Raw genomic sequence first — 16,294 nt, 5'->3', positions numbered from 1 at the left:
CGGCTCTCGGTTCAAAGCGACACCGCTCCTGCCATCCCGCGTGTGAATTTATGATCGCTTGACCATGAACCTAGGTTAAAGGTTACAGACTATCTACCCATTCATCTTGGGGACGTTCCGGTCATGAGCAAGCGCATCCTTCACGTCATCACCAACGTCGCTCATTATGCCGACCCGTCACACCCGACGGGCTTGTGGCTGTCGGAACTGAGTCATGCCTGGGATGTCTTCGCGGCTCAGGGCTACGAACAGCGCCTTATGAGCCCCGCAGGGGGACCGTCACCGCTGGAACCCCGTGCGCTGAAATGGCCCCTGCTCGATGCCTCCGCAAAGGCATGGCTGAACGACCCGACACGGATGGCATTGCTTTCATCCACCGCGCGACCCGACGAGATCGATGCAGCCAGCTATGAGGCCATCTATTTTACCGGAGGTCACGGCGTGATGTGGGACTTTCCCGACAGTGCGGGTTTGCAGGCCATCACCCGTGCCATCTGGGAAGGGGGCGGTATCGTCTCCGCCGTTTGCCATGGCTATTGCGGTTTGCTGAATACCCGGTTGTCGGATGGCACGCTACTAGTATCCGGCCGACGCATCACGGGTTTCTCCTGGACCGAGGAAGTTCTCGCCGGCGTGGCGAAGGAGATGCCCTACAACGCGGAAGCGGAGATGAAGGCACGCGGGGCTCTCTACGACAAGGCATTTCTGCCGTTCGTGCCCCATGTGGTCACCGATGGCCGGCTGGTCACCGGGCAGAACCCGGCTTCCGCCAAAGCGACCGCGCGCCGGGTTTCAGAATTGCTTCGCGCGTAAGGAAGCGACCGGCATTTCAGCGTCTTCGCCCAGCAGCCGGGTCAGTACCCGGCGGGCGTTGGTGGCGCAGTCGATATCGTCCGGACGGGCTTCGATCTCGTCGATGACGTGCAGCAGATGCGCCTTGCTCCGCGCGAGCCGGGCTTGCAGCGTCTCGATATCCGCGACCTTGCGGGTCAGCGCGCCGGCCAATGCGTCGTGCTCCCAATGTTCCAGATCGGCGGGCAGCAGCGCACGAATTTCGTCAAGACTGAAGCCCGCGCCCTGAGCGAGGGCGATCAGGCCCAGGATTGTAACAGCCTCCGCCGGATAGGACCGATAGCCGTTCGCCTTGCGATCCACGGCCTTCAGCAAACCGATCCTCTCGTAGAAGCGGATACGCGAGGGCGTCAAACCACTCCGATTTGCCAGTTCCCCGATCTTCACGACGCTTCCCCCTCCGTGAAATCATCTCTTGACCTTAAAGTTAACTTGAATGTCAGGCTCTGCCCAGAACGTTTCTCGTGGAGTCCGGTCCATGTCTCTGTTTTCGCCCCTGACGTTGCCCAATGGCGCCGTCATTCCCAACCGTCTCGCCAAGGCGGCAATGGAAGAGAATATGGCCGATGCCGATCATGCACCGTCCGACGAACTGATTCGCTTGTATCGTGCCTGGGGACAGGGGGGAGCAGGTCTGGTCATCACCGGCAATGTGATGATCGACGCCAGAGCCATGACCGGGCCCGCAGGCGTGGTGCTGGAGAATGACAGGCATCTTGACCGCTTCCGTACCTGGGCGGACACCGCGCGGGCCAGTGGCAGCCAGATCTGGATGCAGATCAACCACCCCGGTCGGCAGATGCCCGCGAGCCTCGGGCGGGAAACCCTCGCGCCTTCCGCCATCCCCCTTGATCTCGGCCGGCAGTCGAAGATGTTTCCGGTGCCGCGCGCCATGACGGCGGCCGATATCGCCGACGTACAGCAGCGTTTCGTCAATACCGCGCGGCTGGCCGAACTGGCCGGTTTCACCGGCGTCGAGATCCACGCCGCCCATGGCTATCTGCTCAGCCAGTTTCTCTCCCCGCTCGCCAACCACCGGACCGACCAGTGGGGCGGCAGCCTCGAAAACCGGGCACGCCTGCTGCTCGACATCGTGCGTGACGCGCGCGCGGCGGTACGGCCGGCGTTTTCGGTCGCGGTCAAACTCAACTCCGCCGATTTCCAGCACGGAGGCTTTTCGCCGGAGGATGCCCGCTCCGTCGTGCGCATGCTGGATGGCCTCGACGTCGATCTCGTTGAACTGTCGGGCGGCAGCTACGAGGCACCTGCGATGATGGGCACCGCGCGCGACGAGCGCACGCTGGCGCGCGAGGCCTATTTCCTCGATTTCGCCCGCGAGATCATAACCGTCGCCACCATGCCGCTGATGGTGACGGGGGGCATCCGGCGGCGCGCGGTCGCCGAAAAGGTGATCGACAGCGGCATCGCCATGGCGGGCATGGCCACCGCTCTGGCGATCGAACCCGACCTGCCGAAACGATGGAAGCAGGGGCATGACGACGCGCCCGCACTGAAGCCGATCGGCTGGAAGAACAAGGCCCTCGCATCGGCGGCGCACATGGCGGCCGTGCGGTACCAGATGGTCCGACTTGCCTCCGGCCGACCGACAAGACCGCTTGTCTCGCCTCTCATGGCCTTCATCCGGGCGCAACTGACAGGCCGCAGACAGGCGCGGGCCTACCGCGCATGGATGGTGAACGGCGCTCCGCTCCGGAAGGCTGGAGACACGGCAGCCGGTATGACCATGCGCGTCCTTGGCGGCAAGGCATGACCAACATGGACGGATGCACCATCGATGTGGAGTTCGGCGGCCACAAGGTACCGGTCCTGGCCGGAGGCTATTACGACCGTTTCCGCTCCAACCCGGATCTCGACGCCATCGCGCGCGATCCGGCGGCGGGAAACATCGACTTCTTCCGCCGTATCCCGAAGCAGAAAATAGAGTCCCGGATCGGGCCCGTATGGGCGCCGAATTTCTATTATCGTAGCAGCAGCGTGCAACTCCTCATGTCGGCGCCAGTTTCCCGCCTGAAGGCGATTTTGCCGGAGCCGCTCGAGCCGCTGCGCGCCTGCCCCGGATACGGCCTGGTGGCGCTGACGTTCTTTTCCTACGCCGTCTGCGACAACGATCCGTACGACGAAGCCTCCATCGCCATCGTCATCCGCAGACCCGGCGCATGTGGTCCGCACGCGCTGGAACTGGCAGCAGCGATACGGCGCCGTAGTTTCCACGCCCATGTGCTCGCCCTTCCCGTCACGACCGAGATTGCCCGCGTGCGGGGCGTGGAATGCTACCAGCTTCCCAAATGGCTGGCCGGTATCAGCGTGACGATTGGAGCCGAAGTGCGGGCAGCCACACAGGCACCCGATGGGACCCCGGACCTGACCCTGCGGGCACCGGCACCGGATTTCGTCGATGTACCGTCACAATCGCATATGGGTGCCAACACGATGATCCATCAGATCGACGGGCGCTGGCACAGGACGACTGTCCGTTCGAACACGCTGTCCTTCGCGCAGAGAATGCTGCCGCGCGATGTCACCCTGTCGCGCCATGGCGGCCCGATGAGCGATCTTCTGGGCGGCCTGGGCGTTGCAAGACCATTGCGGCTCGATGTCGTTCGGGATGCGCAGCTGGTGCTGAACATGCCCGAGCCGTTCACCATGCCCGGATCCGGATGAAAAGGATCAGCGCCTGCCTTCATCACGCTGATCCTGACGTAACCCTTTCATCAACCAGACGGAGGAACAGTCCATGTCATTCGTAACGACACAGGATGGTGTACAGATTTTTTACAAGGACTGGGGACCGAAGGACGCCCAGCCGATCGCCTTCCATCATGGCTGGCCGCTCAGCGCGGACGATTGGGACGCGCAGATGCTGTTTTTCCTGTCGAAGGACTTTCGGGTCATCGCTCATGACCGGCGTGGGCACGGACGCTCGTCGCAGGTGAGCGAGGGCCATGACATGGACCACTACGCCGCCGATGCATCGGCGGTGATGGAGATGCTTGACCTGAAAAATGCCGTCCATGTCGGTCACTCGACCGGTGGCGGCCAGGTCGCGCGCTATGTCGCGCAGTTCGGCCAGCCCCAGGGCCGCGTCGCGAAGGCGGTTCTGATCAGTGCCGTGCCGCCGCTGATGGTCAAGACGGATCGCAGCCCCGAGGGCGCGCCGATCGCGGTGCTGGACGGGTTGCGCGCCGCTCTGGCCGCCAATCGCGCGCAATTCTTCCTCGACGTGCCGACCGGCCCGTTCTACGGCTTCAACCGTTCTGGCGCGGAGATTTCCGATGGCACGATCCGCAACTGGTGGCGCCAGGGCATGATGGGCAGCGCCAAGGCCCATTACGAAGGTATCAAGGCGTTCTCCGAAACCGACCAGACCGAGGATCTGAAGGCGATCACGGTACCCACCCTCGTGATGCAGGGCGATGACGATCAGATCGTGCCCTACAAGAACGCGGCGCTCCTGCAGCATCAGCTGATCAAGGGCAGCACGCTGAAGATCTATCCGGGTTTTCCGCATGGCATGCACACGACCCATGCCGATACGATCAATGCCGATATCCTGGCCTTTATCAAAGACTGAGCGGCCGTTCATCCGCGGGGTGGCGCACGGTGCCCCCCGCATTTTGGAGTGAGTAAACGCTCATAATGCCGGAAGACGCCGGGTCCACCCGATATCACGCTCTCCATGATGCCGAGAAGAAGATGATGAAGATCAGATAATTCTGACAGTCCGCTTTACGTTGCACACCTCGAGACGCTGTATGCCGTATTTGAGGGCGGAAGCGGTTTTCCATCTCGTTTGCAGCCGTGGTGCTGTCAAATCGGCGGTAGGACGCAGGAGCGAGATGAGCCGATTGGACCTCATAGCGAGCGACGGCAATACGCGCTCAAGCCTTCTCCCACATGCCGCATCACGTCACGCACATTGAGAACGTTGCGGAGGTCGCGATGGGTAACAATCCAGAAGGGCAGACTGGCGGGTATATAGTCTGGCAAGACCGGCACGAGATCCGGGTTGTCCTGCGCAATGGGCGTTTGGCAATAGCCGATACCGACGCCCGCACGCAGGGCTGCCAGCAATCCGACATCGTCGCTGCAATCGAGGGCCGGGCGTTGGCCAAGGGCCGTCAGTTCGGGCAGACGACGTAAATGGGCGGACGACGCGATCAGACGATGCCGGGAAAGCTCGGTGAGGTCGTGCGGGATGCCGTGGCGTTGCACGTAGTCTCGATGGGCATACAGCTTGATCGGCACGGTCCCGATCTTGCGGCCCCATAATTCCTGCTGTGTCGGCTCGGTGTGACGCACGGCCACATCGGCTTTGCGTTCAAGTATGTTCTCGACGGCGTCGGTCAGGGACAAAGCAATGCGCGTCGTCGGATGATCGTCGAGAAAAGCCGCCAGGATCGAAGGCAGGACCATCGTGCCGGTGATCTGGCTGGCAGTGATGGTCAGCGTCGTCGTCTCTGCAGCACTTGCCGATTTCGCCAGCCGCTCGAGGGTATTCACCTGATCGATCATGGATGCCGCGATCGGCATCAGGGCGGTTGCATGGGCGGTCGGCACAAGCCCCGACTTTGATCGCGTAAAGAGCGTCTGGCCGATCATTGCTTCCAACTGGGCGATCTGACGGCTGACTGTTGGTTGTGTCGTCCCCAGAGCGCGTGCTGCTCCCGACAGGGAGCCCGCGCGGCACGCTGCCGCAAAGCTTCGCCAGAGATGCCAGTCGATCTGATCCATACGAAATTGTAGAGTTGATCTGTCATAACCGGCAATATCCTGCCTGCCAGGCGCGGCATTACCCTGCGGGCATGAAGAACACGATAAAATGTTTTTTTCAGTTATTCCAATGTCTTTGGGAGACGGATCCTTGCCGAACTTTCCTGATCCACGACGTCATATTGACACGCAAATCGAGATCGCGACTTCCCCCGAACGTGTATGGTCGGTGTTGACAGATACGGAAGCTTATCCGTCCTGGAATCCCTTCATTCGCAAACTGACCGGGCGCCTGGAGCCTCGTCAGCGACTGACCGTCCGTCTCGGTGGGGGCAAGACGGATGGTGGGATGGTGTTTCATCCCGAGGTCGTCACCGTCATGCCGGGCCGGAGGTTGCAGTGGATCGGCCGCCTCTGGGGGGTGCCCGGATTGTTGACCGGGACCCATGATTTCGAGATCACGCAAACCGGCCATGGAACATTGTTCCGCCAGAGCGAAGCGTTCGCCGGGGTTCTGCTCTGGTTCTATGACGTTGAGACGGTTCGGGCCGAGTTCATCAAAATGAACCGGGCCCTGAAATCCCGTGCCGAAGCGGCTTGAAATCGACCAGAGTCTCCCGACAGTATGACGGAGCTGGAAATCAACGGTTCAGATCGATGCGGCACCGCAGGAAACCAGATGATGATGACACGGCGCCGTTTCGCCGGTGGCTTCAAAGAGCCTGATCGAACGCCAGACGAGCCTCCCGGATCGCGGCATGGCTCTGATTGGCCCATCGGACAAGGGACGTCAGCGGATCGAGGATCGTAACACCAAGAGGCGTGAGCCGGTACTCGACGCTGGGCGGCTTGGTCGGAAACACCTTGCGCGCGATCAGGCCGTCACGCTCCAGATCGCGGAGGGTCTGCGTCAGCATCCGCTTGGAAATGTCCGGGATCGCGCGTTGCACGGCGCTGAACCGGTGCGGACCCCCGGCGAGGGTGCCCAGTATCAGCGTTGACCACTTGTCCCCGATGCGATCGAGCACGTCCCGCACCGGGCATTGTGGATCGACCGGCTGGCCGGGCTGCCGGTCGGCGAACAATTGGACGGTGGCATCGAATGCCGGGGCGGTTACTTTTGCCTCACCCTGTCCCAAAATCCTGCCTCCTTCACGCCGCCTGTGGTCTCACTTAATTACCTTGTGTCGATTGCAAACCACAAGGAAGACCGGCAATGCCCACCGCACCCACGCTCTTCGTCAGCGCTGCCACCGGCCATCTCGGCGGCCTGGTCATCGATGCACTGCTTGAGACACTGCCCGCCAGCGCCATCGTGGCGGGCGTACGCGATCCCGCCAAGGAGGCGGCGGTCGCGATCCGCAACAAGGGCGTGGAGGTCCGCGTGGCCGACTATGCCCGGCCGGAGACACTGGCCAGTGCGCTCGCGGGAGTCGACCGGCTGCTCCTGATTTCCGGCAGCGAAATCGGCCAGCGCACGGCACAGCACCGCAATGTCATCGCCTCGGCGAAGGACGCGGGTGTTGGCCAAATCGCCTATACCAGCATCCTTCATGCGGACACCTCGCCGCTATTCCTCGCGGAAGAGCATCGCGACACGGAAAGCGCGTTGAAAGCGTCCGGCATACCGTTCGTGCTGCTGCGGAATGGCTGGTACACCGAGGTCTATACGTGGCGGATCGCACCCGCCTTGCGGCACGGCGTGTTCCTTGGCGCCTCCGGGGCGGGGCGGATCTCCTCCGCTGCCCGCGCCGACTATGCCAGGGCCGCAGCGGTCGTATTGGCCAGCGGCGACCATACCGGCCGTACTTACGAGTTGGCCGGTGACGCATCCTACACGTTGGCTGAGTTCGTTGCCGCCGTGGCCGAGGCATCGGGCAAGCCTCTTCCCTATCGGAACATGGACCCGGACGCGTACCGAACGGCGCTGCTCGGGGTCGGCGTGCCGGAGCTGTTTGCCACGATCCTGTCAGATACCGACGCGGGCGTGGCGAAGGGAGCGTTGTTCGACGACGGCGGCGACCTTGCCCGGCTGATCGGGCAACCTACGACGCCCTTCCGCGCGACCTTGGCAGAGTTCTTTTAGGTCACTCCTTGGCGGGCCAGCCTTTGAACCGCGTGGAGATCGGCCCGTCGCACTGGCTACAGGCAGCTTCCCAGGCCCATTCACTCGCAATGGACTGTCCTGCAGCGCGAAACGGAAATTCCTGGATTGCCGGAAACCGTCTATAGCTACTTAGCCATCCACGAGACGATTAGGCGGCTGAAACCAAACGTAAAAATGGAACAAGTTCGATTACTGTAGCGTGGAGGTGAACTCCTCGTCGTCCAGCAGTTCATCATAATCCGCCGGCTGCTGCCGCGCCTGGCGCCGCAACACCTGTGGCGGCTGCCCAAAAGCTCTTAGAAAGGCGCGGCGCATGTGGTCCCGGTCGCTAAAGCCGGTATGGCGTGCAACCAAGTCAATGGGGTGACGGCTCTGTTCCATCAGGTTGCGAGCGGCCTCGACCCGCAGGTTTTCAATCGCCTTTGCGGGTGACTGACCCGTTTCAGCGTGGAACGCCCGGCTAAATTGCCGGGGACTCAGATGCGCCACTTCCGCAAGGTCCGGTACGCTTAATGGCTTATGTAAATTCTCTCTGGCATAGGAAAGCGCCGCCTGAATACGGTCCGATTTGGGCGTCAACTCGAGAAGAGCAGAGAACTGCGACTGGCCTCCTCCTCGGCGATGATAGATGACGAGTTTCCGTGCAACTGCTTTCGCGATTTCCTGGCCAAGGTCATTCTCGATCAGGGCCAGACATAGATCTAGACCGGCTGTCATGCCGGCAGACGTCCAGATCGGGCCGTCGTTGATGAAAATTCGATCTTCTTCCACTATGATCTTTTGAAACTTCTTTTGCATGTCTCGCGCGTAAAGCCAGTGTGTTGTTGCATGTCGACCGTCTAGGAGACCCGCTTCAGCAAGCACGAACGCTCCAGTGCAGACCGCGGCAATCCGTCTGGATCGTGTTACTGCATTCCGCACAAACGTAACCAGTCCCGCCGTAGAAGGGACAGGTATTGTCGCTCCACCGACGATCAACGTGTCATAAGTCCTGTCGCTGAATATTTCTGTATCCAGCACCATGCCGGCAGATGTCCGGACCCTTCCGCCTGTTTCGGAAATAAAGCTCAACTCATAACGCGGCTCTTCTGACACCATATTGGCAACTTCGAACGCCGTCATGGCAGCAAGCGCCATGACGGAGTAACCCGGATATACAACAAATGCGATATCGCGCATGGTGCCTGCCTTTATGTCTCTATTTGTCGTTTATATGACATTTGCGCCACTTACGTGCAACGGTATCTTTCGTCCAGCGCCCAATTCCGGGCCGACTCAAAAGGACGATTTTTATGACGACTTCATCTCCGAGGGGTTCGGCGGTTGTCACTGGTGCATCGTCAGGCATCGGTGCTGTTTATGCAGACCGCCTCGCAAAGCGCGGCTACGACCTCATTTTGGTGGCCCGCAACGAAGAGCGTCTGAAGACGGTCGCCCAGCGTATCCGCGGCGAAAGCAATGTCGACGTCACCATCCTGCCGGCCGATCTCAACGATTCCGGCAATCGCGCCAAGGTGGAAACGCTGCTGCGTGATGATCCGAAGATCTCCGTTCTGGTGAACAATGCAGGCGTAGGTTCGGTGGCATCAATCCTCGAAGCCGATGTCGAGAAGATGGAGGCGATGATCGACCTGAACATCACCGCCCTCACCCGTCTTGCCTATGCGGCAGCTCCCGGCTTCGCTTCTCGCCGCAGTGGCACAATCATCAACATCGCGTCGGTCGTTGGGATTGCCGTTGAGATGCTGAACGGTGTTTATAGTGCCTCAAAATCCTACGTTCTGAGTTTCGGCCATTCCTTGCAGAAAGATCTGGCGGATAAGGGCGTGCGTATCCAGACCGTCCTGCCAGGTGCGACAGCAACAGAGTTCTGGGATATCGCAGGCTACTCCGCGCAAAAGACTGCTACGATCACGATGTCCAGCGAAGACTGCGTCGACGCGGCACTTGCCGGCCTGGATGCTGGCGAGCTGGTCACGATCCCCGGCCTTTACGACGTCGAACTGTGGAACAAGTGGGAGGTCGACCGCCGCGTCCTCTCGCAGAACTTTGGAAATGCTAAACCGGCTCCCCGTTACAAGATCTCCTGACCTTTCCGAATGGCCTGGCAGACGTTCCACCGGATACGGAATAACCGACAAACGCCAAGTTTTCGAGGGCCTGGAATGGGCCAGTTCGGACGAGACTTTTACTCATAAGCCATAGGAGGTCTCCACGATGGCAGGAATCTCCTCAGGGAGGCGGATATGAACGCAGCCAAAAGGCAGGTCGCGCTCGTGACAGGCGCATCGTCTGGAATGGGTAAAGACTTCGCGCTGCGGCTGATCGCCGAGGGATATATGGTCTATGGCGCCGCGCGCCGGATCGGCCGTATGGCCGAAATCCAGTCGGCGGGCGGCAAAGTGATCCCCCTTGACGTCACAGACGACGCATCCATCGTCAATTGCGTCGAGCAGATCATTCGGGAGCAAGGACAAATCGACGTCCTGATCAACAACGCCGGCTATGGACAATTCGGAGCGCTGGAAGATGTACCATTGGCGGAAGGCCGTCGGCAAATTGAAACCAATTTGATCGGCCCTGCGCGTCTCACACAACTTTGCATACCCCATATGCGGGCGCGAAAGTTCGGCAAGATCTTCAATATAAGCTCGATCGGCGGCAAACTCGCGACGCCCTTGGGCGGCTGGTATCATGCATCCAAGTACGCGCTCGAAGGCTATTCGGATTCTCTGCGCAACGAGGTCCGACGCTTCGGCATCGATGTGGTGGTGATCGAGCCAGGTGGGATCCAGACCGAGTGGGCTGGGATTGCCTCTGACGAAGCCGAGAGGTACTCGAGCCACGGCGCTTACGCCGATTATGTGGCCAAGTTCCGGAGAGAACAGAAGCGGCTTGGCAAGAATCCGCCCCCGAAAGTAATCAGCGATTTGATCGTCAAGGCGCTGAGGGCAAAGCGACCAGCCGCCAGATACCACGGCGGTAGGCTCTCGGGTCCACTCCTCATCCTGCGAAGCATCCTTTCGGATCGCATGCTCGATAAGGTGATCATGTCAGCTTCCGCTGACATGATTACCTTGATGAGTGGCTGGGCTTCATTGCTCCGCTGACGCCGTCAACGCTTGGGTTTATGGCGGACTCTATTGGCTTCTATTATATTTCCGCCATATCAGGCAGCGCCTATCGTGATCATGGATCGACGGCTCGGGCAAGGCTGCAGTCCGACAAAACCTCCTCCCGCAGTCCGCCAACAGTCGCGGCGCGATCTCTCTGTATTGTGGCTGAAAACGCCGGATATTCGTCCTATGAGACATGAAACGCATACGTTAGGCTATCACTGCGAAAATAACCGAGCTTATCATATCTTTTTAACAGAATTGTTCTCTAGTTCTCTGTTGCAATGCTATCCATGACGGAAGACAGATCATGTAATTCGCGGACTTTGGATTCTTCTACAATACTATTATTGAATAAATGGCAGGACAACATGAAGCGGAATCTTGTCGTATCCTTGGCTATTATTTCGGCACCGCTATTTCACGCTATTGCGGCCGACCGTAAAGTATCCCAAGAACCTGTCGAAGTGAAAATAGCCAGAGCACTATCTGCTGGCCCTCCACAGGTCACGGCCGACGCAACAGTGGCCGAACCCGCCGAGAAGGGCGAACTGCATATTTTACGTCAGGGTCGCAACGGCTGGACCTGCTTGCCAGGCAGCAATTCGATCATTGGGGATCCACCAATGTGTGAAGACGCCGTTGCCCTTCAGTGGAATCAGGACCGCGAAGAGGGCAAACCACATCCGACGACGTCAGTTCCCGGTATCGAATATATGCTTGGGGGTGCGACACAGCGCAGCGACACTGATCCACACGACATGTCGTCACCAGCCATCAAAATAGGTCCTCATTGGATGATATTGTGGCCGTTCGACCCCAAGACCTCGGGCCTGCCGACTGTTCACAAGGATTCCGGTGCCTACATCATGTACGCTGGCACACCATGGGCCCATATCCACGTCATGGGTGCTCCTTAATAGAAGGAGATTATTTCCCCTCCGCTATCAATAGGATATTGTGTAATTACAAATAATAATGAGGGAATATTCCTATGCCTACCTACGTATGCTCCTTTCCTGCCGCCAGTCTGTCAGACGATCAACAGAAAAGGATCGCCGAAGCAATTTCTTTACGTCATCATGAGGCAACCGGCGCTCCCACATTTTTCGTCCAGGTAGTCATCGACCAAAACCCGACTAAGAAGCGTTTCATTGGTGGCCAGCCAAAAGATACCCATGCGTGGATACGCGCTGATATCCGGTCCGGTCGTGCTCCGGAAATTCGCCAGAGGCTGATGCTAAACATCCTAGCAGATGTCGCCGAAATTTCCGGCATCGACGCACAAAATATATGGATTTATCTCAACAATATCGAGGCGACAGACATGGTTGAGTTTGGTCATGTGTTACCAAATCCCGGCGATGAGGATGTCTGGTTGCAGCATCTTCCAATCGAATTGAAAGTATATTTGAAAAAATTAATCGGAGAAAGTAAATCGTTTGAATTATAATTTATACATTTGCGATTGAAGCATGAAATCATAACCGGGTTGTGATGCCTGCTTGTATAAACAGGGGGCCGTACCCGGTTAAACCGACAAAAATCGCAACCTTGCCCTGATCACGTCATGCGCAGCGTAAATCTTGAGTATTTCAAACTCGCCGTCGAATCGGGAAGCCTGACTAGGGCAGCCAAAGCTCGTGGCGTGAAAGTGTCGACACTCTCCCGTGCTATTGACAAGCTTGAAGACGAACTGGGCCTCACTCTTCTGGAACGAAATCATGGCGGCGTTCGCCTGACGGCCGCCGGTGATTTTCTATTCCATAGAATCACGAATATTCTTAATGAATTTGATAAAATAAAGTCTTTTGCGCAAGTGTATGGCACAGGACATCACGGGGTCATTCAAATCGGCACGCTACTGCCTCCGATCAGCACTCGATTTAAACTTACACTATCCATCTGGAAAAAAATAAATCCAGATGTTAGGATAATTTTTCATGAGATGGGCACTAGAGACTTGCGATCGGCATTATCTCTCCGCTCTGTAGACGTGATTTTCTTTACGCCATACATTGACTCCGACGCCGTAGCGTCTCTGCCATTTTTTAGCGAAGATTTGATTTTGGCACTCTCAAGTGATCATCCATTGCATCAATGCAAAAGCCTGAGTCGAGAAGAAATACGAAATGAGACGTTCCTAATTCAGGACTGGGGAGACGATTATAGCGTGCGGGATCGCTATCTCGAAATTTTAGGGAAGAACATCACCCTCGAGAGTCATCCAGCAGGAAAGCAATCCGTATTCGCGCTTGTCGGAGCTGGATATGGCATGACTCTCGCCGTTCAGAGTCAGGCGGAACAGGGTTTTCCCGGCGTCATCTTCCGACCACTTCGCGGGAGTAAAGCGCAACTGCAAATTCATCTTGGTTGGGATGCCAATCGCCAGGACCCGGTTACGGGTCGATTCGTGGCTTTTGTCCGGGATTTTGTTCGGCAGCGTTGATTCGAAGACGTCTGGCCCTGGAGAAGGCCCTGTCCCCTTCCATGAAGCGTGAAAGCATCGGAGGGATCAGCTTTGCTGGCGTGATCTCGGCCTGACCGCTGTCACGCGCCAGCAGCCACCCGTATTCGACCAGATCGCGATGCACGGCGGCGGGAAGTTCCACGGTGAGCCGCACCGGCTTGTCATCCGAGATCGGCCCGAGCCTAAGCTTCGTCATCGGGAAACCTCCTGTCCGTAGGGGGTAAGAACCAGGTCACGATGCACCATGACCCGCACCGGAAAGCCTGGCCGGATGATATTCGCGGGCTGGATATTCAGTGAGCGTCCAACGATCTGCTCGCCGATCTGATTGAGGCCCTGCGAGCCACCGGTGCGCAGGGCCTGAGCAATGCCATTACCGCCGCTGATATCCGCTTCGGAACCCACACTGAGGATGGTCGAAACCAGAGCGGCCTTGAACACTTCACCCCAATGATTATCGGTCTGATCCTGCAACCCCGCAAAGCCTGCGACATCGGCGGCCGGCTCGTTCTCCAGCACGATCGAGTCCCCGACCCCGCGCATCAGCCGAGTCCAGACCAGCAGCACCCGCGTCTGGCCATAGGCGATCTGGGAATCATAGCGGCCGATCAGCTTCGCCCCCTGCGGGATCAGCAAGATATGCCCGGTCGGGCTGTCATAGACGTTCTCTGTCACCTGCGCTGTAACCTCGCCCGGCAGATCAGAGCGAATGCCGGTAATCAGCGCACCGGGTATGATCGAGCCCGCCTGGAGCACGTAAGGGCTGGGCGCAGGCACCAGACGCTCGGCGCTGACGGTGCGCTGGTCAACCGGACCATCGAGAAATGCCTGCTTGCGATCGACGGGAATGCCGGTGGACTGGGCTGCGGTCGTACCGGGTGTCGCGGGCGTGGCGATATCCCGCCCCATCTGCGTCTGGGTGAACAGATGGCTGACCCGCGCCGCTTCCTGCTCCTGCACGATGCGCTGCTTCTCCGGATCGGCCGGCGCCGCCGGTGTCGCCATGCCGGGCGCGCCCACGCCCGCCTTGAGCAGCGGCCCACCAAGATCGCCCGGCAGCGGCGGTCCGAGGCGCGGCGGATGGCTATAGTCTCCCGGCAGATTGGCCAACCCGTCCGGCGTGGTGCGATTGCCGGTATTGTAGAGTTCGGCATTGCTCTTCGGTGGCATCGGCTTCAGCGCCAGATAGAGCGCGCCGCCGATGCCGGCTACGGCGATGACCGACAGGCCGAGGATCACCTTACGCGACAGCCGCGTGACCGGCGGCCGCGTTGCCCGCAGCCGCATCTCGCCCGGTAGTCTGACAGAAGGCGCTGGTGTCTCGGCACCGCCGCTCCCGGCGCTTTCGCTCATGACCGCCGCGTCCCGTCGGTGCGGACGATGCGCACCACCTGCTGATGCTTCGCCCCCAGCCGCAGTTCGGCGGCGGCGAACAGGCGATCGACGATCATCCGATTGCCGCGTACCCGATAGTTCACGAGCTGGCCGTCCCCCTGCGGGCCGACCACCCACAATGGCGGCATCTCCCCCTGGGCGATGCCGGTCGGGAATTCGATAAAGACCTGCCGCCCGTCATCGAAGGCCCGCAACGGCCGCCACGGTGCCTCGTCGCCCTCGATCCGGTAGCGGAAATTCAGCGCGTCAAGATCGACGCCGGTGGCGACTGGCGTCGTGAGGTCCGCGTCGCGATCCTGGCCGCGCAGGGCAACGATCTGGTCCTGCGGATAGTCCCAGGACACCGAGGCCATATAGGTCCGCTCATCGGAGCGCAGTTCCAGATGATAGGTGCGCCGGTCGGTATTGATGACCAGGTTGGTGGTCAGGTCCGGACGGGTCGGCTTGAGCAGGATATGAATCCGTTTCGACACCCCTGCCCCGCTCTCGGTGTCGCCGATAATCCAGCGCACGGTATCGCCGGCGGCGACCGGACCGGAACCGACCAGCTTCTCGCCCGGCTGCAGCGCAATATCGGTGATCTCCCCCGGCGCCGCGTAGAGCTGATAGAGCGCACCCTCGGAGAAGGGATAGACCTGGATCGCATTGAGATAGCCGGCCCGCGTCGGCTGGATCCGCGCCGCACTGTTGGCGCGCTCGACCCGCTGATGCGGATCCGTCGGTTCCGGCACGGCATGCTGGTAGGGGATCGGCTTGAGCTGCCCCGGTAGCGGCAAGGGCTCTGGCAGCGCCACCACCTGCACCGGCTTGGGAGGCTCCGGCGTCAGGACCACCTGCCGGGGCGTATCGTCGTACCGAATGGCAGGCGGCTTCCATGAAGAGCAGGCCGCGAGCGGCGCCAGCACGATCATGAGCGGCGCGATGGTGTTGAGGGTGCGCATCAGCCGAGTTCCCTGGACCAGTTAAGGGCGTGGATGTAAATGCCGAGCGGGTTCTTCCGCAGCCGTTCGGCATCGGTCGGGGTAGTGACGACGATGGTGAGGATCGCGCTCCAGCGTTCGGTGGCGGCCAGCGCGCCGTCGACATAGCGACGCTCGATCCATTCCACCCGGAAACTGTCGTCGGAGGCACGGATGACGCTGGCGATCTCGACCGCCACCTGCATCTTGCCGATCCGGCTGAAGGGATCGCTGGTGCGGGCATAATCGTTCAGCGCCAGCGCGCCGCGATCGGTGACGTAATTATAGGCGTCGAGCCAGTTCTGCCGCAGCACCACCGGATCGGCCGGGATGCCGCGCACCTCGGAGATGAAGCGCGCCAGATACCAGGCGATCTGCGGATCGGTCGGCCGATAGGCGGCGGTCGCCGGACCGACGGCCTGTGCCTGGCCGAGATGGTCGATCTGCACCACCCAGGGGGTGATGGTCCCGCGCACCGACTGCCAGACCAGCCCGGCGGCGAGGGCGCCGCTCAAAGCGAGGCAGCCGAAGAAGGCCAGCCGCCAGTTCCGGGCCTGGACGCGGGCCGAGCCGATGCGGTCGTCCCAGATCTGACCGGCCTTGTGATAGGGCGTCTCGGGTTCCGGCGTCCGGCCGAAACGCACGGTAGGGCGGCGGAACATGG

19 protein-coding genes are annotated in these 16,294 nt (G+C 60.0%); 11 read left to right on the top strand and 8 right to left on the bottom strand.

The features are described 5' to 3' along the window. Positions 1 to 123 precede the first annotated feature (123 nt). Positions 124 to 813, top strand: coding sequence for a type 1 glutamine amidotransferase domain-containing protein (locus tag C7453_RS03545; RefSeq protein ID WP_114726186.1), 690 nt, complete (start codon positions 124 to 126; stop codon positions 811 to 813). Here the strand turns inward: C7453_RS03545 and C7453_RS03540 are convergent. Continuing rightward, positions 793 to 1,239 carry a MerR family transcriptional regulator gene (locus tag C7453_RS03540; protein WP_114726185.1) on the bottom strand — a complete coding sequence of 149 codons (447 nt, stop codon included), beginning with the start codon at positions 1,237 to 1,239 and terminating at the stop codon, positions 793 to 795. The genes C7453_RS03545 and C7453_RS03540 overlap by 21 nt on opposite strands. A gap of 91 nt (positions 1,240 to 1,330) precedes the next feature. Here C7453_RS03540 and C7453_RS03535 point away from each other — a divergent pair, with 91 nt between their 5' ends. The 3 genes from C7453_RS03535 (at position 1,331) to C7453_RS03525 (ending at position 4,444) form a co-directional block, all read left to right on the top strand. Further along, positions 1,331 to 2,623: an NADH:flavin oxidoreductase/NADH oxidase family protein gene (locus C7453_RS03535; RefSeq protein WP_114726184.1), complete on the top strand. Its 1,293-nt coding sequence runs from the start codon at positions 1,331 to 1,333 to the stop codon at positions 2,621 to 2,623. After that, positions 2,620 to 3,534, top strand: a complete 915-nt coding sequence (locus C7453_RS03530) for an acetoacetate decarboxylase family protein (protein ID WP_114726183.1) — start codon at positions 2,620 to 2,622, stop codon at positions 3,532 to 3,534. Before C7453_RS03535 ends, C7453_RS03530 begins: the two co-directional genes overlap by 4 nt. Before the next feature lie 73 nt (positions 3,535 to 3,607). Further along, positions 3,608 to 4,444 carry an alpha/beta fold hydrolase gene (locus tag C7453_RS03525; RefSeq protein ID WP_114726182.1) on the top strand — a complete coding sequence of 279 codons (837 nt, stop codon included), beginning with the start codon at positions 3,608 to 3,610 and terminating at the stop codon, positions 4,442 to 4,444. A 281-nt stretch (positions 4,445 to 4,725) separates the two neighbouring features. Here C7453_RS03525 and C7453_RS03520 read toward each other — a convergent pair whose 3' ends face one another. Beyond that, complete coding sequence (locus C7453_RS03520; protein WP_114726181.1) at positions 4,726 to 5,604, bottom strand: LysR family transcriptional regulator; 879 nt, start codon at positions 5,602 to 5,604, stop codon at positions 4,726 to 4,728. 130 nt (positions 5,605 to 5,734) lie between these two features. On the opposite strand from C7453_RS03520, the gene C7453_RS03515 reads away from it, so the two are divergent. Next, the gene (locus C7453_RS03515; RefSeq protein ID WP_170143111.1) at positions 5,735 to 6,184 is read left to right on the top strand and encodes an SRPBCC domain-containing protein; all 450 of its coding nucleotides are present in this window, start codon (positions 5,735 to 5,737) and stop codon (positions 6,182 to 6,184) included. A 112-nt stretch (positions 6,185 to 6,296) separates the two neighbouring features. Here the strand turns inward: C7453_RS03515 and C7453_RS03510 are convergent, their stop codons facing one another. Further along, positions 6,297 to 6,722 (bottom strand): winged helix-turn-helix transcriptional regulator, encoded by a 426-nt coding sequence (locus C7453_RS03510; RefSeq protein ID WP_114726179.1) that lies wholly within the window; start codon positions 6,720 to 6,722, stop codon positions 6,297 to 6,299. Between the two features lie 77 nt (positions 6,723 to 6,799). On the opposite strand from C7453_RS03510, the gene C7453_RS03505 reads away from it, so the two are divergent. Continuing rightward, positions 6,800 to 7,669: an NAD(P)H-binding protein gene (locus C7453_RS03505; protein WP_114726178.1), complete on the top strand. Its 870-nt coding sequence runs from the start codon at positions 6,800 to 6,802 to the stop codon at positions 7,667 to 7,669. Positions 7,670 to 7,879: 210 nt separating this feature from the next. Here C7453_RS03505 and C7453_RS03500 read toward each other — a convergent pair whose 3' ends face one another. Continuing rightward, the gene (locus C7453_RS03500) at positions 7,880 to 8,869 is read right to left on the bottom strand and encodes a GlxA family transcriptional regulator (protein ID WP_114726177.1); all 990 of its coding nucleotides are present in this window, start codon (positions 8,867 to 8,869) and stop codon (positions 7,880 to 7,882) included. A 113-nt stretch (positions 8,870 to 8,982) separates the two neighbouring features. Here C7453_RS03500 and C7453_RS03495 point away from each other — a divergent pair, with 113 nt between their 5' ends. From C7453_RS03495 to C7453_RS03480, 5 genes are all read left to right on the top strand, one after another. Further along, positions 8,983 to 9,780 (top strand): SDR family NAD(P)-dependent oxidoreductase, encoded by a 798-nt coding sequence (locus C7453_RS03495; protein ID WP_114726176.1) that lies wholly within the window; start codon positions 8,983 to 8,985, stop codon positions 9,778 to 9,780. 156 nt (positions 9,781 to 9,936) lie between these two features. Beyond that, positions 9,937 to 10,800: an oxidoreductase gene (locus C7453_RS03490; protein WP_114726175.1), complete on the top strand. Its 864-nt coding sequence runs from the start codon at positions 9,937 to 9,939 to the stop codon at positions 10,798 to 10,800. A 377-nt stretch (positions 10,801 to 11,177) separates the two neighbouring features. After that, positions 11,178 to 11,726, top strand: a complete 549-nt coding sequence (locus tag C7453_RS18615; protein WP_141288922.1) for a hypothetical protein — start codon at positions 11,178 to 11,180, stop codon at positions 11,724 to 11,726. A 74-nt stretch (positions 11,727 to 11,800) separates the two neighbouring features. Next, positions 11,801 to 12,259 carry a tautomerase family protein gene (locus C7453_RS03485; RefSeq protein WP_114726174.1) on the top strand — a complete coding sequence of 153 codons (459 nt, stop codon included), beginning with the start codon at positions 11,801 to 11,803 and terminating at the stop codon, positions 12,257 to 12,259. A gap of 117 nt (positions 12,260 to 12,376) precedes the next feature. Next, the gene (locus C7453_RS03480) at positions 12,377 to 13,255 is read left to right on the top strand and encodes a LysR family transcriptional regulator (RefSeq protein WP_114726173.1); all 879 of its coding nucleotides are present in this window, start codon (positions 12,377 to 12,379) and stop codon (positions 13,253 to 13,255) included. On the opposite strand, the gene C7453_RS03475 is transcribed toward C7453_RS03480, so the two are convergent. Genes C7453_RS03475 through trbF form a run of 4 tightly spaced genes read right to left on the bottom strand, consistent with a single transcriptional unit; the run spans position 13,206 to position 16,292 of the window. After that, the gene (locus C7453_RS03475; RefSeq protein WP_114726172.1) at positions 13,206 to 13,472 is read right to left on the bottom strand and encodes a DUF2274 domain-containing protein; all 267 of its coding nucleotides are present in this window, start codon (positions 13,470 to 13,472) and stop codon (positions 13,206 to 13,208) included. The two genes, C7453_RS03480 and C7453_RS03475, sit on opposite strands and share 50 nt — an antisense overlap. Then, entirely contained in the window at positions 13,469 to 14,629 is a 1,161-nt protein-coding gene (locus C7453_RS03470; protein WP_114726171.1) for a TrbI/VirB10 family protein, read from the bottom strand. Before C7453_RS03470 ends, C7453_RS03475 begins: the two co-directional genes overlap by 4 nt. Further along, the gene (trbG, locus tag C7453_RS03465; protein WP_114726170.1) at positions 14,626 to 15,612 is read right to left on the bottom strand and encodes a P-type conjugative transfer protein TrbG; all 987 of its coding nucleotides are present in this window, start codon (positions 15,610 to 15,612) and stop codon (positions 14,626 to 14,628) included. The genes C7453_RS03470 and trbG overlap by 4 nt, the downstream gene beginning before the upstream one ends. Continuing rightward, positions 15,612 to 16,292 carry a conjugal transfer protein TrbF gene (gene trbF, locus C7453_RS03460; RefSeq protein ID WP_114726169.1) on the bottom strand — a complete coding sequence of 227 codons (681 nt, stop codon included), beginning with the start codon at positions 16,290 to 16,292 and terminating at the stop codon, positions 15,612 to 15,614. Before trbF ends, trbG begins: the two co-directional genes overlap by 1 nt. Positions 16,293 to 16,294: the final 2 nt, after the last annotated feature.

This window comes from Gluconacetobacter liquefaciens, assembly GCF_003350405.1.
Taxonomy (GTDB): Bacteria; Pseudomonadota; Alphaproteobacteria; order Acetobacterales; family Acetobacteraceae; genus Gluconacetobacter; species Gluconacetobacter liquefaciens.
The sequence above is the reverse complement of the archived record's forward strand: the minus strand, read 5'-3'. Positions and strand labels throughout refer to the sequence as shown.